Source organism: Microbacterium sp. NPDC055910, assembly GCF_042271185.1.
In the GTDB taxonomy this organism is placed as follows: Bacteria; Actinomycetota; Actinomycetes; order Actinomycetales; family Microbacteriaceae; genus Microbacterium.
The window spans coordinates 1-24,009 of sequence record NZ_JBHJZS010000017.1 but is presented as its reverse complement, the minus strand read 5'-3'; the positions used below and the strand labels follow the sequence as shown (position 1 = coordinate 24,009).

Below are 24,009 nucleotides of genomic sequence, written 5' to 3'. Positions count from 1 at the left end.
GGCGAGCCCGCGCACCGCAGCACCGGGGTTGACGTCCGGCCCATCGCGTGGATCGACCCGGCGCCGCCCCCGGTGCATCCGGCTTCCGGTCAGAAGGCGGGCTGGATCGTGCCGTTCGATTCGATGACCTCGCGCACTTCGTCGCTCGCGAACGCTGTCTTGAGGGCGGCCGTGGCGGCGGAGTCGGCGTCTTCGTCGCGCACGACCAGGTGCAGCACGAAGCGGTCGTCGAGCTCGGTGATGAGGCCGTCCTGCTCGGGCGTGAGGCCGAGTGCGGCGATGTGCGACGGCCACTGGAAGACGAGATCGGCCTCGTCGTATGCGGCGTTGAGGGCACTGATGCCGACCTCGAGGAACTCGAGGTTCTTCGGGTTCTCGGCGATGTCGGCGACGGTCGCGTCGTAGGGATCGACGGAGGCGTCGAGGGTGATGACCCCCTCATCGGCGAGCAGCTTCAGCGCGCGGCCCCGGTTGGACGAGTCGTCGGGCACCGCGACCGTGCCGCCCTCGGGAAGATCGGCGATGTCGTCGATCGTCTTCGAATAGAACGCGATGACGAAGTTGTAGACGGGCTGCACCGCGACGAGGGTGCCGTCGTTGCCGGCGTTGAACGATTCCATGTACGGCTCGTGCTGCGAGAAGTTCGCGAACACGTCTCCGGCGTTCACGATCACGTTGGCCGTCACATAGTCCGACACCTCCACGAGCTCGATCTCGTAGCCGTCCTCGATGGCCTCGGCGGCCGCCGTGACGACATCCGTCATGGGAGAGGTGACCGCGGCGACCTGGATCGTCACCGTCTCATCGCCGCCGGGCTCGGGCTGCGCGTCGTCGCCGCCCGACGCGCAGCCTCCGATGAGCAGCGCGGAGGCGACGAGGCCGGCGAGGATGCCGAAGCGGGCTTTTGCCATGGTGGTACTTCTCTTTTCTGTGGTGGGGGTTCTGTGCGCTGAAGATCAGCGGTGGTCGAGGCGCTGCGACGTGCGGTAGCCGACGGCCTGGATGGCCAGGACGCACACGATGATGATGAGGATCGTGATGTACATGAGGGCGTCGTTGTATTCCTGGTAGCCGTAGCGCATCGCGAAGTCGCCGATGCCGCCGCCGCCCACGACACCGAGCACGGTCGAGTACGACAGCAGGCTGATCGCGGCCGAGGTCAGCGCGTAGACGAGACCGGACCGCGCTTCGGGGAGGAGCACGCGGAACACCGCCTGGGGAAGGGTCGCGCCCATCGCATCGGCGACACGCGATATGCCCGCGGGGATCTCGCGCAGGATCTGCTCGACCAGGCGGGCGTAGATCGCGACGGCGACGAAGCACAGGGGGAGGGTCGCCGCCTGCGTGCCGAAGCTCGTGCCCATCACCAGGCGCGTGAATGGGATGAGGAACACCACGAGCAGCAGGAACGGGAAGGAGCGCACGATGTTGATGAACATGTTCGCCGCCGACCAGAACACGCGGTGCTCGGCCAGTCCGCCGCGCTGGGTCAGGAAGACGATGACGCCCAGCGGCAGACCGATGAGCACGGCGGCGGCAAGAGACACGACGAGCATGTAGCCGGTCTCGGCGAGCGACTCGACGATCGCGTCGCCGTACTCGTCGAACAGCTCGGTGAGCCAGGTCATCTCATCAGCTCCCGTCGCACCTGTTCGCGGTAGCTGGGAAGGGTCGGATACTCCGTGCGCGCGACGCGGAAGAGCTCCTGCAGCACGCCGCGCTCGAGCAGTGCCGCACGGTCGCAGAGCGCCTTGACGACGTCGAGGTCGTGCGTGATGACGACGACGGTCGTGCCGAGCTCGTCGCGAGCGTTGCGCAGCACACGCAGCACGTCGGAGGTCGTCGCGGCGTCCAGTGACGAGGTCGGCTCGTCGCACAGCAGCAGGGCGGGTCTGGCCACGAGCGCCCGCGCGAGACCGACGCGCTGCTGTTCGCCGCCGCTGAGCTGAGCGGGGTAGTGGTCGGCCCGATGCGAGAGCCCGACGAACGCGAGGATCTCGTCGACGGCTTCCCGCTGCGCCCGGCCGTTCGTCCGCTTCGCGAGCGTGAGGGGCAGGGCGACGTTGTCGCGCACGGTCCGGCTGCTGAGGAGGTGGATGCCCTGGAACACGACGCCGATGTCGCGACGCAGCATCCGGAGCGCTCGCCGACCGAGCGTCGCGACGTCGGAACCGTCGACCGTGACGGTTCCCGAGGTCGCGGTGGTGAGCCCGTTGACGAGCTGCAGCAGTGTCGACTTGCCGGCGCCGCTTTCTCCGATGACGCCGAAGATCTCGCCGCGCTCGATCGTGAGATCGATGTCGCGCAGCGCGGGCCGTCCCTCGGCGGGTGCGCCGAAGTGCTTCGTGACGGCGTCGAACGTCACGATCGCCGGCTCGGCTGTGCCCATCGCGTCGGGTCGCTTCCTGCTTGCGCCGCGCATTCCGGCGAATTGATGTACAGCGTCCAATTATACTGGCCGGATGCGTGCACGGTACCGGACGGCGGCCTTCAACACAGACGGCGGTGACGGCGTGAGCCGCGTGCCCGGAGGGCTCGAGGTGGCCGTCGCGTCGCCGCTGTCGGATGCCGCGGACTCAGACGCGACCAATCCGGAGCAGCTGCTCGCCCTGGCCTGGGCGACGTGCCTCAACGCGACGGCGCAGGTCATCGTCGGCGGTGCTCGGCGCACCGCCGTGCGTGTCGAGGTGGCGCTGCACGATGCGCGGCCCGGCCCCGGACTGGAGTTCCATGTCGACGCCTACCTGTCCGCCGAGGGTGCCGGGGTCGCCGAGGTGGAGCGCGTGCTCGCCGCCGCGCACGCGCGCTGCCCCGTCTCGAAGCTGCTCGCCGGCGCTGCCACCGTCCGCGTGCACACCGAGGACTACGCCGCCGCGTGACACCTAGTCTCACGTAGACTGAACCGCAGTCCCACTGCCGTCGTCGTGTGAAAGAGGCTCTCATGGTCGATTCGTACCGTCCCCCGATCGAGGACTACACGTTCCTGCTGAGCGAGGTGTTCGGCACCGACCTCGTCTCGCGCGCGACGGCGGGAGAGCTCACGGCCGACGACGCGACCGAGATCCTCGCGGCAGCCGGAGAGTTCGCGGCATCCGTCATCGCTCCCCTCGAGCGGATCGGCGACGAGGTCGGCGCACGCCTCGAAGACGGCGACGTGCGCCTGCCCGACGGCTTCGCCGAGGCGTATCAGGCCTTCGTGGAGGCCGGATGGGTCACCGCCGAGGCTCCCGTCTCGGCCGGCGGCGACGGGCTGCCCGGCGGCATCCGCGCGGGCCTCGGCGAGATGTGGAACGCCTCGAACGCCGCGTTCGCGCTGTGCTGGCTGCTGACGGCGGGACAGATCCACGCCCTCGACGCCGCGGCATCCGAGGATCTGCGCGAGACCTACCTGACACAGCTGGTGTCCGGGCGCTGGACGGGCACGATGAACCTCACAGAGCCCGCCGCCGGCACCGATCTCGGCGCGATCCGCACGCTCGCGACGCCGCGCGATGACGGCAGCTGGGCGATCCGCGGGCAGAAGATCTTCATCACGTGGGGCGATCACGACATCGCCGAGAACATCGTGCACCTCGTGCTGGCGCGCACGCCCGGAGCGCCCGAGGGGGCGAAGGGCCTGTCGCTGTTCGTCGCGCCGAAGTTCCTCGTCGGCGGCGACGGCTCGCTGGGGGAGCGCAACGCCATCACGACGGTCGGGATCGAGCACAAGCTCGGCATCCACGGCAGCCCGACCTGCGTGCTCGACTACGCCGACGCGACCGGCTACCTCGTCGGCGAGCTGCACGGCGGCCTTGCCGGCATGTTCGTCATGATGAACTCGGCGCGCGCCGGCATGGGCTTCCAGGCGACCGGCATCGCCGACCGCGCCTACCAGGAAGCCGCCGACTACGCCGCGCAGCGCCTGCAAGGACGCGTCCTCGACCGGCCCGCCGGCACGCCGATCGCCGAGCACCCCGATGTGCGCCGTCTGCTGCTGTCGATGTCGAGCAAGATCTTCGCGATGCGCGCGCTGGGCGTCTACGTCGGCGACCTGCTCGATCGCGGCGAGACCGACCCCGCTGTCGCGACCCTCGCCGAGTTCTTCGTGCCGATCCTCAAGGGCTGGACGACCGAAGACGCCATCGGCGTCACGAGCGACGCGATCCAGGTCTTCGGCGGGATGGGCTTCGTCGAAGAGACGGGGGTCGCACAGCACTATCGCGACGTGCGCATCACGACGATCTACGAGGGCACGACGGCGGTCCAGTCCAACGACCTCGTCGGCCGCAAGGTGCTGCGCGACAACGGGGTGACGGCAGAGCACCTGTTCGACCTGATCGACGAGACGGTCGCCGGACTGCGCGCGCGGGATGCGCCGACGGCCGCACGCACCGCCGACCAGCTCGCGCGCGCCGTCGATGCGGCCCGCCGGGCGACGACCGATCTGCTCGCGTTCGAGGGATCGCGCGACGCGTACGCCGTGAGCGTGCCGTACCTGATGCTCCTCGGCACACTCGCCGGCGGATGGATGCACGCGCAGGCGGTCGCCGCTGTGCTCGCGCACCCGACCGAGACCGAGACGGATGCCGCGCGCCTGACGGCCGCTGACTTCTACGGCAGCCACCACCTGCCGCGCGTGCACGCGCTCGCCGAAACGGTCGCGAACGGCGAGATCGCCTGATCTCTGCGACGCGGAATCGCCCGCGTTAGGCTCGAACGATGGGTTCCGGGAAGAGGAAGCGAGCTGCACGGCGGGCCAAGCCCGGAGACGGCCATGTGCTGCCGGGATACCGGTGGTGGCAGCCCCTGTCTCGGTCGCTGTTCCACCTGCGACTGGCCGACGAGCACGGAAGACCCCAGGTCTGGTCCGTCGACGTGCGCCTGTGGGGCGACTCGAACGGTGAAGTGATCGCCCAGCTGTACCGTGACGGCCGCAACCTCGCGCGGTCGAAGCTTCCCGCAGCCTTCGCCGTGCCCGGCGGCACGATCGAGGTCGTCGCCAGCAGCTTCGGGCTCAAGCGCTGCCACTACATCGCCGACGACGGGACCGAACGGCAGCTCAGCCCCGATTCGGCGTCTGCGGAGGGCCGGCGCTCACGACTGAACACGACGCGCCCCGCGCTCAGTCGTGGCATCGGGATCGCCTCGGTCGCGGTGCTCCTCGTCGCCCTCGTTATCGGCGTGCCGCAGATCATCGAGCAGATCACGCGGATTCCGCCCGTCGCCGAAAGCGTCGGCACGTTCATCAGCCCGATCCACCTCCCCGCCTGGGCGAATATCTCGCTCCTGATCGCGACGCTCGTGGCGAGCACGGAGCGCGCGCTGCGGCTGCGCTACAACTGGCTCCTCGACGGCGGTGTCTTCGACGGCGGCGAATGACCCGTCTCGTCTAGACCGCCATGAGTCCGCGGCGATCCGGGGCGCGCAGTTCGCCGTGGAGTCGCTCCATCCGGGCGTCGAGTTCCGCGGCGGAGTCCGCCGCATCCTTCAGCTCGGCCAGCAGCCCGTCGGGGACGACACCGTCGTACTTGTAATAGATCTTGTGCTCGAGACTGGCCCAGAAGTCCATGGCGATCGTGCGGAACTGCACTTCGACCGGCACGCTGACGCGACCCGTGGACAGGAAGACAGGCACGTCGACGACCGCGTGCAGGCTCTTGTACCCGTTGGGCTTGGGCTCGGCGATGTAGTCCTTGACCGTGCGTACGGTGATGTCGTCCTGTCCGGCGAGAAGGTCGAACAGGCGGTAGGCGTCCGGGGCGAAGCTCGTCGTCACGCGCACGCCGGCGATGTCGGTGACCTCCCGGCGGATCGTGTCGAGTGAGGGGTCGATGCCCTTGCGCACGAGTTTGTCGATGAGGCTGTCGCTGGTCTTGACACGACTGGACACGTGCTCGATCGGGTTGTAGTCGTGAACGAGGAGGAACTCGTCGCGCAGGATGCCGAGCTTCGTCTCGACTTCGCGCAGTCCGAACTGGTAGTCGAGCAGAAAGCGCTGGAACTCGTCGCGCATCGTCCGCAGCTGATCGGGCGAGAACACGCTGGGCCCGTCCTCGGTCATGACGGTCACGGATTCCGGCCTCGCGCGCATGACCGAAACGTTAGCCGCCGGGCATAGGCGGGCGCTGTGAGCAACAGCGCTCCGCGGAAGCGACCGCTGTAGCCGAGCCGCGCGGCAAAGCAAGCCCTCGCGACCTCGCGCAGGATGCGGGAAGGTGGGGACGTCGGCCGATCACCCGCGAGACGTGGGCGCTGACCGGCCTGTGGCCGCGACCGAGGTGATGACGAACGGAGGGGATGGCGGTGCAGGCGACGTCGTTCTGGATCGAGGAGCCGGGCCGAGGGGCGTTGCGCCGAGAACGGATCCGCGACCCCGAGTTCGGCGACGTCCGCGTGCGCACCGTCTACACGGGCATCAGTCGCGGCACCGAGTCGACGGTCTTCCGCGGCGAGGTTCCCGAGCGCGAACACGCCCGCATGCGGGCGCCTCTCCAAGAGGGCGACTTTCCCGCACCCGTCAAGTACGGCTATCTCAACGTCGGGGTCGTCGAGACGGGACCGTCGACCCTCGAAGGCCGCACCGTCTTCACGCTCGCGCCGCACCAGTCCGCCTTCGTCGTGCCGGAGTCGGCGCTCGTCCTCGTGCCCCACGGTGTGCCCGCCCGCCGAGCGGTGCTCGCGGGAGCCGTCGAGACCGCGGTCAACATCCTGTGGGATGCCGCACCCCTCGTCGGCGACCGCATCACCGTGATCGGTGCGGGCATGATCGGCTGTGCCGTCGCGCGTCTGGCCCGCGGCATCCCGGGCGTGCAGATCGCCGTCGTCGATGTCGACGAGACGAAGGCCGAGGTGTGCGCCGCCCTCGACGTCGCCTTCCACGTGCCCGCGGACGCTCCGCACGGCCGGGAGATCGTGATCGACACGAGCGGCTCGGAAGACGGCCTGCGAACCGCTCTGCGCACCGCGGCGACCGAGGGCGAGATCATCGAGGCGAGCTGGTTCGGCAGCCGCGAGGTCAGCCTGCCGCTGGGCGAGGACTTCCACTCGCGAAGACTCACGATCCGCTCGAGTCAGGTCGGTGTCGTGCCCGCGCGCAGACGCGGCACGCGCACGACAGGCGACCGGCTCGAGATCGCGCTGCGGCTGCTGCGCGACCCCGCCTACGACGCACTCCTCACGGGCGAGTCGTCGTGGACCCGACTGCCCGAGACGATGGCGGCGATCGCTGCCGGCGACCTGCCCGGACTCTGCCACGTCATCGACTGGAAGGACGACGAATGACCTACACGCTCACGGTGCGCGACCACATGATGATCGCGCACAGCTTCACCGGCGAGATGTTCGGCCCCGCGCAGCGGCTGCACGGGGCGACCTTCGTCGTCGACGCGGCCTTCCGCGTCGCCGAGCTCGACGAGAACGGCGTCGTCGTCGACATCGGCCTCGCCTCCGAGGTGCTGAGCGGCATCCTGTCGTCGCTGACCTACCGCAATCTCGACGACGACCCCCGCTTCACGGGCGTCAACACGACGACGGAGCGCCTGTGCGAGTACGTCGCACAGCAGCTCGTGACGGCCGCGCGGAACGGCGATCTCGGAGCGGATGCCGGCAGGATCGACGCCATCGCGGTGACGCTGCACGAATCGCACATCGCGTGGGCGACCTACGAGGTCGCGTTGTGACGGATGCCGTGAGCTTCGTCGTGCCGCGCGGGCTCGATGATCCCGCGCGGGTGAGCGGGGGGAACGTGTACGACCGGCAGGTGCGCGACGGGCTCCTTCGCACGGGATGGCGCGTGCGCACGGTCGAGGTCGATCCCGCCCAGGCCCGGGGCGCGCTCGAGGCCGAACCCGACGGCGCCCTCGTGCTCGTCGACGGTCTCGTCGCGGGTGCCTCGGCGGCAGCGATCGAAGACGCCTCCGCGCGCCTTCGGATCGTCGTGCTCGCGCACATGGTGTCGTCGGCGTTCCCGCAGCCCGATCCCGCCGCGGCCGAGGGGGAGCGGCGTGCGGTGCGCGCCGCACGCGCCGTCATCGCGACGAGCGAATGGACGGCGGCGCAGCTCGATCGGGACGACGTCGCGGTGGCCGCGCCGGGGGTCGCCCCCGCCACCGTCGCGTCCGGGACGCAAGATGGCGGAGCGCTGCTGTGCGTCGGCGTGCTCGCCCCGCACAAGGGACAGGACGTCCTCGTCACGGCGCTCGCCGAACTCACCGGCATCCCGGACTGGCACTGCACCCTCGCCGGCGCGACCGACGCGGATCCCGCCTTCGTCGACGACCTGCGCGATCGGCTGCAGGATGCCGGTCTGCGCGAGCGCGTCGAGCTCGCGGGCGTGTGCACGGCGGACGAGCTCGACCGCCGGTACGACGGCACCGATCTGCTCGTCGCGCCCACGCGCGTCGAGGCGTACGGCATGGTCGTCGCCGAGGCGCAGGCGCGCGGCATCCCCGTCCTCGCGAGCGGGGTCGGCGGTGTACCCGAGGCGGTGGCCGACGACGCCGCGCTCCTCGTGCCGCCCGGCGATGCGGGAGCGCTCGCCGACGCGCTGCGGCAGTGGATGACCGACCCGGATCTGCGCGGCCGCCTGACGACGGCGGCCCGGCGTGCGCGCCCGCTGCGACGCGGGTGGGACACGACCGTGGCGCGGGTCTCGGACGCCCTGGCGGGTGTGCCATGACGCGGCCGTACGTGACGCTCAGCGCAGCGATGTCGCTCGACGGCTGCCTGGACAGTGCCGCGCCGCACCGGCTCGCGATGTCGAACGAGGCCGACTTCGACCGCGTCGACCAGCTGCGGGCCGACAACGACGCCATCATGGTCGGCGCCTCGACCGTGCGGCGCGACAATCCGCGGCTGCTCGTGCGCAGCGAGGAGCGACGTCGCGCGCGGGTCGCGCGGGGGCTGCCGGCCTCGCCCGCGAAAGTCACGATCACGGCGACGGGCGACCTGCCCGCCGACTCGGCGTTCTTCACGCTCGGCGACGTCGAGAAGATCGTGTACTGCCCGCGCGGTGAGGCCGGGCGCCTGACGCGCGCGCTCGGCGATCGCGCGACGATCGTCGGCTTGGACGGCGAGACGCCGATGGCGGACGCGATCACCGACCTCGGCGCGCGAGGGATCGGGCGGCTCATGGTCGAGGGCGGAGGCCGCGTGCACACGCAGTTCCTCGTGCAGCGGCTCGCCGACGAGCTGCAGCTCGTGATCGCGCCGTTCTTCGTGGGAGAAGCCGGCGCGCCGCGCTTCGTGCATCCGGGACGGTTCCCGTGGGACGACGAGCACCGCGCGCGGCTGCTCGACACGCGGCCCATCGGCGATGTCGTGCTGCTGCGGTACGCCCTGTCATCGCGGTGCCCGAGCAAGATCGCCGGCGCAGCGCCGTCGTGAATCATGGGCGATCGGACCGATCAGCGTGACACGGGATGCACCGGGGCGGGCCGCAGGAGGACGAGCCGGCTCGTCGTCCTCGTCATCGCGACGTAACGGTCCACCGCGCCGGTGACATCGTCCCCGAAGTCGTCGGGGCGGACGATCACCACGAGATCGAACTCCAGCCCCTTGGCGGCGGCGGGGCTGAGCGAGCGGACCCGCGGCCTCGGCGCGAAGCCCGGGTCTCCGATGACGCACGCGATGCCGTCGGGGTTCTCGGCGAGCCATTCGCCGATGATGCGGTCCCGCTCATGGACCGAGCCCTCCTGGACGGCGATGCCGCTGTCGCGGACGGAGGTCGGCACGTTCGCATCGGGGATCGCGGCGAGGATCACCGGCGCCGCGGCCGCCATCGCTTCGGACGGCGTGCGGTAGTTCACACCGAGGTGGGCGAGGTGCACGCCGCGGGCGCCGACGCGTTCGAGGCGCTCGGTCCACGTCTCCACGAAGCCGTGCCGGGCCTGGGCGCGGTCGCCGACGATCGTCAGGCTCTTCGACGGGCATCGCGCCAACAGCATCCGCCATTCGGCGTCGGTGAGCTCCTGCGCCTCGTCGACCACGATGTGGGCGAAGGGGCCGGCGAGCTCGTCCGGATCGGCGACCGGAGGCGCATCGGCGCCGGCGAGCACGTTCCGTGCGTCCTCACCGTGCAGGATGGACATGACCTTCATCTCGCTGTCGTCGTTCTCGATGAGGTGGTCGATGACGTGGGACATCCGGTCCTGCGTCGCGGCGATCACGGCCTGACGGCGATGCTCGCGTCGCGCCGCCTCGGGGTCGCCGATGCGTCGATGCGCGGCATCCAGCAGCGGAAGGTCGGCTGCCGTCCATGCCCGCGGCTGGGATCGCTGCAACGCCACGGCGTCGGCGGGGGAGAGATGCGGTGCGCAGCGCTGCAGGAGATCCGCGTCGCTCCACAGCCGGGCGACGATCTCCGTCGGAGAGAGCAGGGGCCAGGAGCGCAGGAACGTGCCGGTCAGCTCCTCGTCCTGGCGCAGCCAGCGGCGCACGACCTGCGGCGCGGCATCCGGGTCGTCGATCTGGTCGACGAGGAGCTCCATGAGCTCCTCCCACACACCGTCGCGTGCCTCGTTGTGCGCGACACCGCGGTCGGCGTTGCGGAACACATCCGCCCACTCGTCGCGGGTCACCCACAGCTCGCCCCACGGCGAATCGATCGGGAGTGCACGCCGAGGCGGCCGCTCGTGCTCGGCCGCGGCGGCGTCGATCACCGCGATCGGATCCAGAGCGGCCTTGAGGCCCGCGACCCGCGCGTCGCTCTCGTCGCCGGCGTCACGACCCTCGGGCACCAGGTCGCGCAGCGTGCACAGCCGCACCGTGTCCTCGCCGAGACTCGGCAGGACATCTTCGACGTACGAGAGGTAGTGCGGGTGGGGGCCGACCAGCAGCATCCCGCCGCCGCTCTGCGTGAGCCGCGGCTCGGCATACAGCAGATGCGCCGCGCGATGGAGCGCGACGACCGTCTTGCCCGTGCCCGGGCCGCCGTCGACGACCAGGGCGCCGGGGGAGGGTGCGCGGATGATCGCGTCCTGATCGGAATGGATGGTCGCGAGCACATCGCGCATCTTCGACGTCCGGTGCGAGCCGAGGCTCGCGATGAACGCGGACTGGTCGTCGAGCGACGCGCGATCGTCGAATCCCGCGGCGGCGAGCGCTTCGTCCCAGTAGTCGACGACGCGGCCGTGCGCCCAGCGGTAGCGACGGCGTGAGACGAGCCCGCGGGGATCCTCGAGCGTCGCGGCGAAGTAGGGCTCCGCGGCGGGCGTGCGCCAGTCGATGACCAGCCGCGTGCCGTCGGGCGCTGCGAGTCCGGTGCGTCCGATGTACACGCACTCGCCGCTCGCCCGGGTCATCCTGCCCAGGCAGAGGTCGATCCCGAACCGACCGAGCAGTCGAAGACGACTGCTGAGCCGGCGGATCTCGAGGTCCCGTTCGACGGCGGCCTCACCCGAGCGCGCCGGAATCCGTCGTGCGGCGGCGAGTCGGGCCTCGGCCTCGTCGTGCTGGTGTCGCAGCGCATCGGCGATGCGCGCGAAGTGCCTGCGGTCGGCGTCGATGAGCGACGGATCCGCCTTCGCGGGCGGAAGATCCGAGAACGGGTCCTTCGGGTCGTTCGTCATGCGGCCTCTCCCGCTCGGGCGCACACCGCGCGAGCGGGGATCGATTCTGCCCCAGGAGGGGGGTCTTGCGGCAAGGCCCCCCTCCGGCGATACTCTGAAAGTGGGAGGACATTCTGTTCTCCCTTCGTCTTTTCCCGCTCAGGCGGTCGCGACGACCTGGATCGTGGCCAGGGTGGGGTCGGCGGCGTAGGCGATGCGACCGCCGTCGGCGCGCGTCTCGCGCAGCGCGTCCAGCGCTTCCCGCGTGACGATCTCGCCCGGTGCGAGCACGGGTACCCCCGGCGGGTAGGGCGCGATCAGCTCGGCGCACACGCGGCCCACGGCGGCGTCGGCCGGGACGCTCTCGTGCGGGGCGAAGAACGCGTCGCGCGGGGTGAGCGCCTGATGCGGTTCGACCGCCCAGGCCGATGAGGGCGCGACCTTGCGCGGGCTGCCCCGGTGCCGGTCGACGGCCGCGATGAGGGCGTCGACGAGGCGATCGACCGAGCGCTCGTCGTCGGCGAGTGTGACCATCGGCACGAGCACGTCGCGGTCGGCCATCTCGAGACTGATCCCCTCGGCGAGAAGGTCGGCCTCGAGGGAGTGCCCGTGGGCGCCGGTGCCGGCGACGAGCACGACGAGCTTGGCCGGATCGACCGCGAGGCCGGGCCGGCTCTCGAGCACCTCGATGCCGTCGACCGCCGACAGCCGCGCCCGGGCGCGCGACACGAGCGCGACGAGTCGTCCGATGAGATGCTCGCCGTCGCGCTGCAGCAGTGCGCGTGACGCGTCGATGCTCGCGAGGATCGCGCCGGCGGGGCTCGTCGAGTTCGACGCCTCGAAGCCGCGCTCGAGCCGGTCGGGGTCGAGCAGGCCTCCGGCCCGGGTCGTACGGGCGACGAGCAGAGCCCCCTGGCTCCAGGCCGGCAGCGTCTTGTGGGCACTGGTCACGAGCGCATCCGCACCGCGAGCGAGAGCGTGAGCGGGGACGAGCGGCGAGAAGCCGAAGTAGGCCGCCCACGCGGCATCCACGACCAGCGGGACTCCGGCGGCGTGCGCCGCATCCGCGATCCCGCCGGTGTCCGACAGCGTGCCCGTATACGAGGGGTCGCCGATCAGCACGCCGCACGCGTCGGGGTTCTCGGCGAGGGCGGATGCCACGACCTCGGCCGGCACGGCACCCGGAAGCCCCGTCGCGGCGTCGACCTCGGGGCGCACCCACACCGGTCGCAGCCCCGCGAACACGATGCCGAGCAGCACCGAGCGGTGCAGCGTGCGCGACACGACGACGGACTGGCCGGGCCGGCCGAGCGCGAGGACCGCCGCCTGGTTCGCGTGCGTCGATCCGCCCGTCGACAGTCGCGCCCAGTCGACGCCCCACGCTGCGGCCGTGCGCGCCTCGGCGTCGGCGAGGAGACCGTGCGACTGCTTCATGGTGTCCAGCCCCGCGAACAGCGGCACATCGCCGCGGATCACCTCGCCGACGAGGTCGCGGCGGTGCTTGTGGCCCGGGATGCTGAACGGCGTGACGGCGCCGGCTTCGGCGGCCGCCGTGAAGCGCTGCCAGGCATCGAGGAGCGGCGCGTCATCGGGGTTCAGGGCGGGCACACGCACGACCCTAGCGAGGACGGCGGGCAGGGGCGTTCACCCGTGCCGCGCGTGCGCGGTAGCATCCCCACAGTGGATCCCGAAGCCCCGACCTCGACGCCCCGTGCGCCGTTCGGCGAGACCGTACTCGTCGTCGGCGCCGGACGGATGGGCACCGCGCTCACCGCGGCGCTCGCCGACGCGGGCGTCGCCGTGCGCGGGCCCGCCGGGCGCGGAGCGACGGGCGACGACGCCGACATCGTGCTGCTCGCCGTCCCGGACACCGCGATCGCCGCGGCCGCGGCGCACATCGCCCCCGGGCGCCTGGTGGGGCATCTGTCGGGATCGACGACGCTCGACCCGCTCGCCGCGCACGAGGCCTTCAGCATCCATCCGCTCATGACCGTCACGGGCGCCGGCGCCCGGTTCGCCGGCGTGCCCGCCGCCCTCGCCGCCTCGACTCCGCGGGCCGAGCGGGCGGCGCACGCCCTCGCCACGGCCCTCGGGCTCGATGCCTTCGAGGTCGACGACGCCGACCGCGTCGCGTACCACGCCGCGGCGAGTGTCGCCTCGAACTTCCTCATCACCGTCGAGGGGTTCGCCGCGGAGCTCGCGGCGACCGCCGGCATCGAGCGGTCGGCGCTCGTGCCGCTCGTGCGGGCGGCCGTGGAGAACTGGGCGGACCACGGCGCCTACGTCGCACTCACGGGACCGATCGCGCGCGGAGACGACGAGACCGTGCGGCAGCAGCGCGCCGCCGTCGCCGAACGTCTGCCCGGCCGCCTCGAACTGTTCGACGCCCTGGTGTCGGCGACGCGCGACCTGGCGGCCGCCGAGCCGCAGGGAAGGCCGTCATGATCACCGTGCGCACCGTCGCCGAACTGCGCGAAGCGCTCGCCCGGCGCGGCGAGGGCCGCATCGGCTTCGTCCCGACGATGGGTGCGCTGCACGAGGGCCACCTGACGCTGCTGCGGGCCGCCCGCGAAGCCGAGGACACCGTCGTGCTGTCGATCTTCGTCAATCCGACGCAGTTCAACGACGCCGCCGACCTCGACGCGTACCCGCGCACCGAGCAGCGCGACGCGGAGATTGCGGCATCCGTCGGCACGGACATCCTGTTCGCCCCGGCGCCCGCCGAGATGTACCCGGCGGGCTCTGCCACGACCGTCAGCGTGACCGGCCACATCGCCGAGACGCTCGAGGGCGCGCATCGCGGCCGCGGGCACTTCGACGGCGTCGCCACGGTCGTGGTCAAGCTGCTGCTCGCCGTGCGTCCCGACGTCGCGTACTTCGGCGCGAAGGATGCGCAGCAGGTCGTCGTGGTCCGTCGCGCCGTGGCCGATCTGGGCATTCCCGTGCGCATCGCCGTATGCCCGACGTCACGCGATCCCGACGGCCTCGCGCGCTCCAGCCGCAACGCACTGCTGTCGCGGTCCGAGCGGGAGCGGGCGCTCGCGATCCCCCGTGCGCTTCGCGCGATCCGGGATGCCGCGGCCGCGGGCGAGCGCGACGCGCAGGTCCTGCGGGCGCGGGCGATCGAGGTGCTCGGCGCGAGCGGCCTGACCGCCGAGTACGTCGCGATCGTCGACCCCGATACTCTCGAGGAAGTGCGGGCAGTCGACCGCCCGGCGCTCGTCGCCGTCGCGGTCCGGGTCGGAGCGACCCGGCTGATCGACAACGTCGTGCTCGCGCCGGGAGGAGAGCCGTCATGACGCACCGCGCTCCCATCACGATCACGCGCCTGGCCCAGATGAAGGCCGGCGGCGAGCAGATCGTCATGGTGACGGCCTACGACCACCCCTCGGGGCGCATCGCCGACGAGGCCGGGGTCGACATGGTGCTCGTGGGCGACTCGGGCGCGCAGGTCGTGCTGGGTCACGATTCGACGGTGTCGATCACGGTCGACGAGATGCTCGTGCTGGCCGGCGCCGTGCGGCGCGCCGTGCGCACGGCCTTCGTCGTCTGCGACCTGCCTTTCGGGTCGACCGAGACCTCGGACGAGCAGTCGGTGGCGACCGCCGTGCGCTTCGTGAAGGAGGCCGGCGCCGACGCCGTCAAGCTCGAGGGCGCGACCACGTCGCGGTTGTCGCGCATCCGCGCGATCGTGGATGCCGGCATCCCCGTCGTCGGTCATGTCGGCCTGACGCCTCAGACCGCCGTCGCGCTGGGTGGTCTGCGCGCGCAGGGGCGCACCGAGGAATCGGCGGCTCGCCTCATCGACGAGGCGCTCGCCGTGCAGGATGCCGGAGCGTTCGCGCTCGTCGTCGAAGCCGTGCCGGCCGAGCTTCTCGCCGTCGTGCTTCCGGCGCTGCGCATCCCGGTGATCGGCATCGGCGCGGGGCCGGCCGACGGACAGGTGCTCGTGCTGCACGATCTGCTCGGCATCACGCCGGGAAGGCTCCCGACCTTCGTGAAGCGTTTCGCCGACGTCGGCGACGCGATGACCGCAGGGGTCGCCGCGTACACCGACGAGGTGCGCACCGGGCTGTTCCCCGCCGCCGAACACACGTACCGCTCCCGTCCGGAGGCTGTCGACGCCGCGCGGGCGGCGCTCGAACGACGGGCGACGAAGGACCCGGGTCCGCCGAATCCGTGAGCTCGGTTCGGATCCGACGACGCGGATGAATGGTGGTGCGATGAACGACGCTGCGCCTTCCCGTGACGTTCTGAACGTCGTCGTCGCGACGGATTCGTTCAAGGGCACGTTCGACGCGAGGGCGGCAGCCGACAGCATCGCGCGGGGGTGGCGGTCGGTCCGTCCAGACGACGCGGTCCTCCTGGTGCCGCAGGCCGACGGGGGAGAGGGCACGCTCGACGCGCTCGCCGCCTCGATGCCCGCCGCGCGGTGGGTGGAGACGGGGGCGGTGACCGGTCCCGACGGGTCGCCCGCGCGCGGGCGGTATCTGCTTCTCGCCGACGGCACGGCATGCGTCGAGCTCGCGCTCACGTCGGGGCTTCCGCTCATGCGTGCGCTCGACCCGGTCGGCGCGACGACGCGCGGTGTCGGCGAGGTCATCGCTCAGGTGCTCGCCGACGGTGCCCGGAGTGTGCTCCTCGGTCTGGGCGGATCGGCGTCGACCGACGGAGGGGCCGGCGCGCTCGCCGCGCTCGGACTGCGCCTGCTCGACGAGCGCGGGCGCCCCGTCGTGGACGGAGCCGGTGGGCTGCTCGCCGTGCGCTCGATCGACCGTACGCATCTGATCGCACCTCCGCCCGGTGGCATCCGGTTGCTGTGCGATGTGACGGCACCCCTGCTCGGTCCGCGTGGGGCGGCGGCGACGTTCGGTCCGCAGAAGGGTGCGACGCAGGATCAGATCGCCGGACTGGAGCGTGCGCTGCTGCGACTTGCCGATGCCGCGGGCGCGTCGGATGCCGCCAGGTCGCTGCCGGGCGCCGGTGCCGCCGGCGGCACGGCGTTCGGCTTCACGGAGTTCTGGGGCGCGACCATCGAGCCCGGAGCCGCGACGATCTCGCGCTTGACGGGGCTGGACGACGCGCTCACGGATGCCGACGTCGTGGTCACGGGAGAGGGCCGCTTCGACGCGACGAGCCTGACGGGCAAGGTCGTCGGCGCGGTGCTGGCCTCGGCCGGGCGGAAGGACGTCAGAGCGATCGTCGTCGCCGGAAGCGTCCGCTCGGTTGCCCCCGGCGCCACGACGCTGTCTCTGTGCGAACTCGCCGGCGGTGAGACCGCGGCGATGCGCGATCCCGGTCGCTGGCTCGAGGAAGCGGCGATGGTGGCGGCCGGTCGAACCCGCCGCTGAGCTGTGCAGACAGCGAGTAGCGCGATTCGTCGTCCGTGCCACTCGTGCGGGGCTGATTCGGGGCTTCAGATGCTCCGCGTCGGAAGAGTGGCGTAGGTGAACGCGATCAGGTAATCATTCAGATCGATCGAAGCAGCGACTGCTGCGTCCTCGTCGTGCGCGGCGATCGCGGCGAGAATCGCCGCGTGGAGGGCGCCGGCGCGGGCGAGCTCGGCATCGGGGTCTTTGACATGAGAGAACCAGAATCGCCGGGATAGGCCCTGGAGTGGCGCCATTGCGACACTCAGAAATTCATTGTGCGCGGCCGACACGATCAGTTCGTGGGCCTCGCGAAGGAACCCCGGAAACGACTCCAACTCCGTCGGCGCCATCACGGTGGCGCGACGAGCCAGTTCCTCGGCGCGTTGGCGCTGAGCTTTCGTCGCGCGAGCGGCAGCGAGTCGGGCGGAGAAGGGTTCGAGCTGCCGGCGGAGCTCCAGAAGCTTGAGCTGCGCTTCAACCGAGCTGGAGGGAACGAGAACTCCCCGCTGCGGGTGGATCTCCACCATGCGATCTCGAGCGAGCCGCTGCAACGCCTCACGGACCGGGGTGCGTCCGATGCCCGTGAGCTCCATGAGCTGCTTTTCGGAAACCAAACTGCCGGGCGCGATTTGCTGCAGCACGATGAGTCGTTCGATCTCCTCGAATGCGCGGTCGGCCAGATTCTTCCCCGTCATCGCATCCCTTCGCATTGGGGTAGACAATACCGCGTGAACATATGTACTCTCCATACATGACTCATATATCAGTGTCCGATTGGGCGCTGGATGGCGTTGTCGCCGACATCGACTCCCTCCCTCTGCTCGCCTCGGTGGACGTTCTTGTCGTCGGGGCGGGGGCTGCGGGAGTGGCAGCCGCTACCGTTACCGCAGAGAGTGGCCTCGAGGTCATGATCATCGAGAAATACGGCTTCGCCGGAGGGGCCGCCGTCGCCGGACTTTCAGGGACGATCTGCGGCCTCTATCTAGCCAGCGACAGGGCACACGAACCTGCACAGGTCGTACGCGGTTTCACCCAGCGCTTCATCGATGAGCTGGAATCGCGCGGCGGACTGACTCCACCTCAGGTCTACGGCAAGACCTTCACACGAGCACACGACCCGCTCAAGTGGCGCGAGTCCGCCGATCAGCTGCTCTTACAGGCGGGCGTTGAGGTGCTCTTCCACACGACGCTCGTCGGGGTGATCATGGAAGGCGACGACTTCCGCGGTGTCGTCGTGGCGTCGAATGCGGGATTGTCCAAGATCGGCGCCCAACGGATCGTGGACGCGTCCGGGGATGCCGCGGTCGTCTCACGCGCTGGCGGAGAATACAGTTTTGGCCAGAACGGACGGATCCAGAACCCGACGATGTTCTTCAGGATCGCTAACGTCGATACCGAAGCGTTCTGGAACGCGTGGGGGCCAGACACGATCTCGCCCGAGTGGGTGTCTGCCGAGATCCGAGATGCACGTGAGCGGGGACTCGACCTTCCGCGCGAGAAGATCTGGATCTTCGACACGGGACGGCCGGGTGAACTCCTGGTCAACGCGACGCGCCTCGTGGGCCCTGAAGCTCGGATGCTGAACGTGATCGATCCGGCCGACTTCACGATCGCCGAGGTCGACGGGCGTCGCCAGGTGCGGGAATATGCGCGCTTTCTCGCGGACAGCATTCCCGGATGTGAGGACGCATACGTCGTGGATACCGGGGTGGAAGCAGGCGTCCGGCAGACTAGAACGGTTGCGGGAATCGCCACGCTCACCAACGATGATGTGGTCGGGGCGGCGAGATTCGACGACGCTATCTGTCGCTCTCCCTGGCCCATCGAGTTGCACGACGGCGAGCGGCCGAAGCTGCACTGGATCATCGATGACTATTACGAAGTCCCGTTCGGCACTTTGGTGCCGTTGGCCGGTGAGAACATCATTGTCGCGGGACGATGCTTGAGCGCTGAGCACGAGGCGCTCGCATCGGCGCGGGTCACTGCGCAGTGCTTCGAATACGGTCATGCCGCCGCCGTCGCGACGATCATGTCGCTGGAAAGTGGGACGGCCTATCGGCGCATCGACGGCCGAGAGGTGCGCGCGCGGATGGTGCGAAACGGCAGCGATCTCGGCGTGCCTGCAGGTGATACCCCGGTCGAGGATTCCTTCGCCGGCAGTACAAGGAGGACAGAATGACCGGACCACTCGAGCGAAGCACCGTGCCGGGTCGCCTTCGCAGTAACTTCGAACCCGGGTCCACGCGATGGGCTGTTCGTCGGGCGCAATGGAGCGCGATGGGGATCAGTGTCGAGGACCAGGACAAGCCGAAGATCGCAATCGTCAACACGTCGTCGCGGCTGTCCGTCTGCTTCTCGCACATCGATGATGTCGCACTTCGAGTGGCCGACGCCGTCCGCGAGGCAGGCGGTCTCCCGTTCGAGATCCGCACGACCGCACCGAGCGATTTCGTGACCAGCGCCGGTCGCAAGGGTCGCTATCTCATGCCTACCCGAGATCTGATCGTCAACGATGTCGAATCGGCTGTGGAGGGTGCCGTGCTCGATGGGATCGTCTTCCTCTCGTCTTGTGACAAGACCACCCCGGCACACCTGATGGCCGCAGCACGACTCGATCTGCCGTCCATCATCGTGATCGGCGGTTACCAGCGGGGCGGCACGTGGAGCGGATGCTCGGTCGACATCGACACCGTTTACGAGTCTGTGGGCGCAATCGCGTCCGGTGAGATGACCGTGTGCCAGCTCGGTGAATTGGCGGACTCGGCCATCCAAGGCCCGGGGGTGTGCGCGGGATTGGCCACCGCCAACACGATGCACTGCCTCGCAGAGGCCCTGGGCATGACGGTGGCAGGCTCGGCCCCGACCCGTGCCAACTCCGAGTCCATGCTCGCCAATGCCAGCGCGGCTGGCCATCGGATCGTCGAGATGGTTGCCGAGGATCTGACAGCGCGCCAAATCCTCACAGAGGATGCGATCGAAAACGCCATCGAGGTCGCCTTGGCTCTCGGCGGCTCCGTCAACTGCATCCGGCACCTCACGGCGATCTCGGCTGAGGCCGACCTCAATCAGGATGTCGTCGCGCTCTTCGAGTCGAAGGGTCATGACGCCGTCCAGCTTGCGGCGATCCGACCCAACGGTGCTCACCAGGTGTGGGACCTTGATGACATCGGAGGCGTCCAGACGGTGATGCGCACGCTGCTTCCTCGGCTTCACGGCGATGCGATCACGGTCGATGGCTCGACCGTTGCCGCGCGAGCGGCGGTTGCACGTGCCGCAGACGGCGATGTCCTCCACACCCTCGACGACCCGATCAAGCATGAGCCCGGCCTCATCATCCTCCGCGGCTCCCTCGCGCCAGACGGCGCCATCGTGAAGGTCGCCGGTGTCGGGGCAGCGCGCCGCGACTTCTCGGGTCCGGCCAACGTCTTCGTGGGTGAGGACGACGCGATCGCCGCGCTCGGTGACGGACGAATCAACCGAGGCGATGTCATCGTCCTCCGCGGCATGGGCCCGCGCGGTGGCCCCGGCACGGTGTTCGCGGCGAGCTTCGTTGCGGCGCTCAACGGCGCGGGACTGGGCGGAGAAGTCGCGGTCGTGACGGATGGTGAGCTCTCCGGGCTGAACCACGGACTCGTGGTCGGCCAGGTTATGCCCGAAGCGGCCGACGGAGGTCCGCTCGCCGGAATCGAGCAAGGCGACGACATCAGCATCGACCTGGATCGGCGGCGAATCGACGCGACCCCCGTTCGTAACGGCGCTCCTGTAACAGCCGGCGATCCATCCGCAGAGCGAGGCTGGCTCGGGCAGTATGCCGCGCTTGTCAGCCCTATTCAGCAGGGAGCGGTCCTTCGCCGACCGGTGGCGCCGTGACCGCGAAAGACAATCCGCCGACAAAGGAGATGGCAATGACACACACCGGCACCGGTGCCACGAGAACCGACGCTCAGCGCAAGCAAGCCAGAAAGGCGGGCATCGCCGCGCTCGTCGGGACCACGCTCGAGTGGTACGACTTCCTCATCTACGGCACGGCCGCAGCTCTCGTGCTGAACTCTCAGTTCTTCCCCAGCGTGGATCCCGTCGTCGGGACCCTCGCCGCATTCGCCACCTACGCCGTGGGCTTCTTGGCGCGTCCGTTCGGCGGGCTCATCCTCGGAAACATGGGTGACAAGGTCGGTCGCAAGAAGATGCTCGTGTTCACGATCGTCCTCATGGGGATCGCCACGATGCTCATCGGACTGCTGCCGACCTACGCCGCGATCGGAATCGGCGCTCCCATCCTTCTCATCGCACTGCGGCTTGTGCAGGGCTTCGGAGCCGGAGGCGAATACGCCGGCGCGGTCGTGCTGTCAGTCGAGCACGGCAATCAGAAGCGCCGTGGACTTGCCGGTTCGTGGGCGCCCATCGGGTTCGCGCTGGCGACGCTGCTGTCCACGGGTGTCTTCCAGTTGATGACATCGATCCTCAGCCCCGAGGACTTCGAGAACTGGGGCTGGCGCGTGCCCTTCCTCCTCGGCGGTGTGCTCCTGATCGTCGGCTACTTCATCCGCCGCAACATTGACGAGACCCCCGCCTACGAAGATGCGATCCGCGCGGAGGACGAGGGGCTCGCGAAGCAGACGAAGGTCCCGGTCTTGGAAGCGATCCGCCGGCACCCGCGAAACTTCTTCGTCGTCGTGGGCGCGCGCTTCGCCGAGAACGGGTTCGCCTATTTGTTCCCCGTATTCGCCGTCGGCTTCGCGGTCAACACGCTCGGCGTGAGTAGCAGCGTCACCTTGACGGCGGTCGTCATCGCATCGGCGGTGCAGATCATTGCGATCCCCCTCTGGGCCGCGCTCAGCGACAAAGTGGGACGCCGGCCTGTGTATGCCGGTGGGGCGATCGCCTCTGTGGTGTGGCTCGTGCCGTTCTTCCTCTTGCTCGAGTCGATGGACCCGCCGTTGCTCGTCATCGGATTCGTCGTCGGCCTCGGCATCTTCTACCCCGCGATGCTCGCACCGCAGGCGGCCTACTTCGCTGAGCTGTTCGACACGCGCACACGCCTCTCGGGGTTCGCATTCGCGCGAGAGATCGGCTCCGTACTCGCAGGAGGGTTCCTGCCTCTCATCGCGACGGCGCTCATCGCTTCGTTCGGGCACTGGTGGATCATCATCGTCTATCTGGCATTCCTCACGGCAATCACCCTGGTTGCTCTGGCGTTCGGTCCGGAGACCAACAAGGAAGACATCGAGACGGTGCCCGCCGACGACGTCTCGCGTGTGGCCGCCGACTGAGCGAAGAAGATCAGACGTGCCCGGTCGTGACAATCGCGACCGGGCACGGGCGGTGTCGACACGCCCGCGCCCGTCAGGCGCCGGGGCGCCCCGTGAACTCGTCCATCGACGAGTAGACCTTGAAGACGCGCGCCGCTACCGTGTCCCACACTCTCGTCGGCAGGACGCCGCGCAGCGCCATCGCGAGTTTGACCGTCCACGGCCGCAGGACGACGGCGGTGCCCCGCAGCATCCCGTTCCAGGCGGCGGCCGTCGCCTGCTTCGGCGTCATGATGGGGGTCATCAGCGGACCGCGGGCGCCCGCGAACATACCTGTCGAGACGTAGCTCGGGCAGAACGTCGTGACGGCGACGTGGCGATGCCCGGCCTTCTCGAGCTCGAGTCGCACCGAATCGCTCCAGCCGATCATCGCCCACTTGGATGCCGCGTAGACGCTCATGTTCGGGTTGGCGAGGGTTCCCGCGGCCGAGGCGATGTTGAGGACGCGCTTGGGCTTGCCGGCATCCGCGATCATGTCGGGCAGCACTTCGCGCGTGAGCCACATCGCGGCGAGGACGTTGATGCGCATCGTCGCCTCGATGTCGCGTTCGGGGTCGTGCTCCCAGAAAGGTGCGCCGCGCACGATGCCGGCGTTGTTGATGACGACGTCCGGTGCCCCGAGGTCTTCGCGCACCCGCGCGATGCCGCGGCGGATGTCATCGAGCTGTGAGATGTCGACCCGATAGGCCCGCGCATCGACACCGGATCGTGACAGATCGGTGGCGACCTGCTGCGCGAGCTCTTCGTCGATGTCCCACAGGGCGATCGCGCGAGCACCGGCCGCGACGGCGCGGCGGGCATAGATCTCACCCATGCCGCGGGCGGCGCCGGTGATGAGCACCGTCGCACCTCGAACGGGGTTTCGGTCGCGTCGGTCAGTCATCGGGAAGCCCATCGTCGCAGCGGATACGTCGTTCCTGGAACCATAATCCAGCTGCGGCGGATGCCCTGATCCAGACGCGGGCGAACCCACCGCGCGTCAGGACACCGGGTTCGCGGGGCGTTCGGTGCCGGCCAGGCGGGCATCGGTCATCGTGTCGCGCAGACCGAGTCCGTTGCGGACGTCGTCGCTGATCGCTCGCCGCCGCGCGACGACCGTCTCGGCCTGGCGCAGCACCGTGTCGATGTGGGCGCGCGGCACGACGACGAATCCGGTCGGGTCGGCGAACACGAGGTCGCCCTCGTGCACGACACGACCGGCGATGTGCACAGGCTCGCCGGCCGTGCGCTGCTGCAGCCGACCGCGCGCCGAGGCGGGGACCGTGCCGCGGGCGTAGACGGCGAGGTCGAGCCGGCGGTTCTCCTGCACGTCGCGCATGGCGCCGTCGATGATGATGCCGCGCACGCCCCGAAGGCTCGCGCCCAGCCCGAGGATGCCGCCCCACGCCGCGACGTCGGTGCGCCCGTCGTTGTCGACGACGAGGACGTCGTCTTCGCCCGCGGCATCCACCACTTCGGTGAGGATGTGCGTGTGCAGCACGTCCTGATGACGGGGTTCGAGTTGCGCGGTGCGCGCGTACCCGATGACCGGTGCGTCGACCGTGAGGGGAAGGAGCCCGCCTACTCCCGACAGCAGACTCAGCGAGTCCAGGGCATCACTGACCGCGGAGGTCTCCAGCGTGGCGTAACGATCGAGCAGGCTCATGTGTCCATGACATCGCACTCCGCGCCGGGAGTACAGCGCGGCGCGCGGTCGCCGCCTGTTCGTGACCGCGCGACTGCTCCATGACCGCGAGACTGCAACGGCCGGCCGAGACAGCGGGTGGACCCCGCAGTCTCGGCGGCCCGTTGCGGTCTCGCGGT

At 69.9% G+C, this 24,009-nt stretch carries 23 protein-coding genes; 14 read left to right on the top strand and 9 right to left on the bottom strand.

What is annotated here, in order from left to right:
- Positions 1 to 89 precede the first annotated feature (89 nt).
- Genes ACFC3F_RS09040 through ACFC3F_RS09030 form a run of 3 tightly spaced genes read right to left on the bottom strand, consistent with a single transcriptional unit; the run spans position 90 to position 2,389 of the window.
- The gene (locus ACFC3F_RS09040; RefSeq protein WP_376128699.1) at positions 90 to 911 is read right to left on the bottom strand and encodes a MetQ/NlpA family ABC transporter substrate-binding protein; all 822 of its coding nucleotides are present in this window, start codon (positions 909 to 911) and stop codon (positions 90 to 92) included.
- Positions 912 to 956: 45 nt separating this feature from the next.
- Positions 957 to 1,628: a methionine ABC transporter permease gene (locus ACFC3F_RS09035; RefSeq protein WP_376128697.1), complete on the bottom strand. Its 672-nt coding sequence runs from the start codon at positions 1,626 to 1,628 to the stop codon at positions 957 to 959.
- A complete protein-coding gene (locus tag ACFC3F_RS09030; RefSeq protein ID WP_376128695.1) occupies positions 1,625 to 2,389 on the bottom strand; it encodes a methionine ABC transporter ATP-binding protein in 765 nt (254 codons plus the stop codon). Before ACFC3F_RS09030 ends, ACFC3F_RS09035 begins: the two co-directional genes overlap by 4 nt.
- Positions 2,390 to 2,462: 73 nt before the next feature.
- Between ACFC3F_RS09030 and ACFC3F_RS09025 the strand changes: the two genes are divergently transcribed.
- The 3 genes from ACFC3F_RS09025 (at position 2,463) to ACFC3F_RS09015 (ending at position 5,358) form a co-directional block, all read left to right on the top strand.
- Positions 2,463 to 2,879 (top strand): OsmC family protein, encoded by a 417-nt coding sequence (locus ACFC3F_RS09025; RefSeq protein ID WP_376128694.1) that lies wholly within the window; start codon positions 2,463 to 2,465, stop codon positions 2,877 to 2,879.
- A gap of 62 nt (positions 2,880 to 2,941) precedes the next feature.
- Positions 2,942 to 4,660, top strand: a complete 1,719-nt coding sequence (locus ACFC3F_RS09020; RefSeq protein WP_376128692.1) for an acyl-CoA dehydrogenase — start codon at positions 2,942 to 2,944, stop codon at positions 4,658 to 4,660.
- Positions 4,661 to 4,698: 38 nt separating this feature from the next.
- Entirely contained in the window at positions 4,699 to 5,358 is a 660-nt protein-coding gene (locus ACFC3F_RS09015) for a hypothetical protein (RefSeq protein ID WP_376128691.1), read from the top strand.
- A 10-nt stretch (positions 5,359 to 5,368) separates the two neighbouring features.
- Here the strand turns inward: ACFC3F_RS09015 and ACFC3F_RS09010 are convergent, their stop codons facing one another.
- Entirely contained in the window at positions 5,369 to 6,070 is a 702-nt protein-coding gene (locus ACFC3F_RS09010) for a GTP pyrophosphokinase family protein (protein ID WP_376128689.1), read from the bottom strand.
- 206 nt (positions 6,071 to 6,276) lie between these two features.
- Between ACFC3F_RS09010 and ACFC3F_RS09005 the strand changes: the two genes are divergently transcribed.
- The 4 genes from ACFC3F_RS09005 to ACFC3F_RS08990 are packed head-to-tail and all read left to right on the top strand — an operon-like array spanning position 6,277 to position 9,363.
- Complete coding sequence (locus ACFC3F_RS09005) at positions 6,277 to 7,260, top strand: zinc-binding alcohol dehydrogenase (protein ID WP_376128687.1); 984 nt, start codon at positions 6,277 to 6,279, stop codon at positions 7,258 to 7,260.
- A complete protein-coding gene (locus tag ACFC3F_RS09000) occupies positions 7,257 to 7,658 on the top strand; it encodes a 6-pyruvoyl tetrahydropterin synthase family protein (RefSeq protein WP_376128685.1) in 402 nt (133 codons plus the stop codon). The genes ACFC3F_RS09005 and ACFC3F_RS09000 overlap by 4 nt, the downstream gene beginning before the upstream one ends.
- Positions 7,655 to 8,656 carry a glycosyltransferase gene (locus ACFC3F_RS08995; RefSeq protein ID WP_376128683.1) on the top strand — a complete coding sequence of 334 codons (1,002 nt, stop codon included), beginning with the start codon at positions 7,655 to 7,657 and terminating at the stop codon, positions 8,654 to 8,656. Before ACFC3F_RS09000 ends, ACFC3F_RS08995 begins: the two co-directional genes overlap by 4 nt.
- Positions 8,653 to 9,363, top strand: coding sequence for a RibD family protein (locus ACFC3F_RS08990; protein ID WP_376128681.1), 711 nt, complete (start codon positions 8,653 to 8,655; stop codon positions 9,361 to 9,363). Before ACFC3F_RS08995 ends, ACFC3F_RS08990 begins: the two co-directional genes overlap by 4 nt.
- Positions 9,364 to 9,383: 20 nt before the next feature.
- Here the strand turns inward: ACFC3F_RS08990 and helR are convergent, their stop codons facing one another.
- Both helR and ACFC3F_RS08980 read right to left on the bottom strand, forming a co-directional pair.
- Positions 9,384 to 11,546, bottom strand: coding sequence for an RNA polymerase recycling motor ATPase HelR (gene helR, locus ACFC3F_RS08985; RefSeq protein WP_376128679.1), 2,163 nt, complete (start codon positions 11,544 to 11,546; stop codon positions 9,384 to 9,386).
- Positions 11,547 to 11,684: 138 nt separating this feature from the next.
- Positions 11,685 to 13,133: an aminotransferase class I/II-fold pyridoxal phosphate-dependent enzyme gene (locus ACFC3F_RS08980; RefSeq protein ID WP_376128677.1), complete on the bottom strand. Its 1,449-nt coding sequence runs from the start codon at positions 13,131 to 13,133 to the stop codon at positions 11,685 to 11,687.
- 72 nt (positions 13,134 to 13,205) lie between these two features.
- On the opposite strand from ACFC3F_RS08980, the gene ACFC3F_RS08975 reads away from it, so the two are divergent.
- The 4 genes from ACFC3F_RS08975 to ACFC3F_RS08960 are packed head-to-tail and all read left to right on the top strand — an operon-like array spanning position 13,206 to position 16,876.
- A complete protein-coding gene (locus ACFC3F_RS08975; RefSeq protein WP_376128675.1) occupies positions 13,206 to 13,970 on the top strand; it encodes a DUF2520 domain-containing protein in 765 nt (254 codons plus the stop codon).
- Positions 13,967 to 14,824, top strand: coding sequence for a pantoate--beta-alanine ligase (panC, locus tag ACFC3F_RS08970; RefSeq protein ID WP_376128673.1), 858 nt, complete (start codon positions 13,967 to 13,969; stop codon positions 14,822 to 14,824). The genes ACFC3F_RS08975 and panC overlap by 4 nt, the downstream gene beginning before the upstream one ends.
- The gene (panB, locus tag ACFC3F_RS08965; protein ID WP_376128671.1) at positions 14,821 to 15,708 is read left to right on the top strand and encodes a 3-methyl-2-oxobutanoate hydroxymethyltransferase; all 888 of its coding nucleotides are present in this window, start codon (positions 14,821 to 14,823) and stop codon (positions 15,706 to 15,708) included. Before panC ends, panB begins: the two co-directional genes overlap by 4 nt.
- 40 nt (positions 15,709 to 15,748) lie before the next feature.
- Positions 15,749 to 16,876, top strand: a complete 1,128-nt coding sequence (locus ACFC3F_RS08960; RefSeq protein ID WP_376128669.1) for a glycerate kinase — start codon at positions 15,749 to 15,751, stop codon at positions 16,874 to 16,876.
- Positions 16,877 to 16,941: 65 nt separating this feature from the next.
- On the opposite strand, the gene ACFC3F_RS08955 is transcribed toward ACFC3F_RS08960, so the two are convergent.
- Positions 16,942 to 17,592, bottom strand: a complete 651-nt coding sequence (locus ACFC3F_RS08955; RefSeq protein WP_376128667.1) for a GntR family transcriptional regulator — start codon at positions 17,590 to 17,592, stop codon at positions 16,942 to 16,944.
- Positions 17,593 to 17,663: 71 nt separating this feature from the next.
- Between ACFC3F_RS08955 and ACFC3F_RS08950 the strand changes: the two genes are divergently transcribed.
- The 3 genes from ACFC3F_RS08950 to ACFC3F_RS08940 all read left to right on the top strand — a co-directional run bounded on the left by ACFC3F_RS08950 (position 17,664) and on the right by ACFC3F_RS08940 (position 22,167).
- Positions 17,664 to 19,076, top strand: a complete 1,413-nt coding sequence (locus tag ACFC3F_RS08950) for an FAD-dependent oxidoreductase (protein ID WP_376128665.1) — start codon at positions 17,664 to 17,666, stop codon at positions 19,074 to 19,076.
- Positions 19,077 to 19,174: 98 nt separating this feature from the next.
- Positions 19,175 to 20,767 carry a dihydroxy-acid dehydratase gene (locus tag ACFC3F_RS08945; protein ID WP_376128663.1) on the top strand — a complete coding sequence of 531 codons (1,593 nt, stop codon included), beginning with the start codon at positions 19,175 to 19,177 and terminating at the stop codon, positions 20,765 to 20,767.
- Positions 20,768 to 20,802: 35 nt separating this feature from the next.
- A complete protein-coding gene (locus ACFC3F_RS08940; RefSeq protein WP_376128661.1) occupies positions 20,803 to 22,167 on the top strand; it encodes an MFS transporter in 1,365 nt (454 codons plus the stop codon).
- A gap of 73 nt (positions 22,168 to 22,240) precedes the next feature.
- On the opposite strand, the gene ACFC3F_RS08935 is transcribed toward ACFC3F_RS08940, so the two are convergent.
- Together ACFC3F_RS08935 and ACFC3F_RS08930 are read right to left on the bottom strand one after the other, a co-directional pair.
- Positions 22,241 to 23,089: an SDR family NAD(P)-dependent oxidoreductase gene (locus ACFC3F_RS08935; protein WP_376128659.1), complete on the bottom strand. Its 849-nt coding sequence runs from the start codon at positions 23,087 to 23,089 to the stop codon at positions 22,241 to 22,243.
- A 96-nt stretch (positions 23,090 to 23,185) separates the two neighbouring features.
- Complete coding sequence (locus ACFC3F_RS08930; protein WP_376128657.1) at positions 23,186 to 23,851, bottom strand: RraA family protein; 666 nt, start codon at positions 23,849 to 23,851, stop codon at positions 23,186 to 23,188.
- Positions 23,852 to 24,009: the final 158 nt, after the last annotated feature.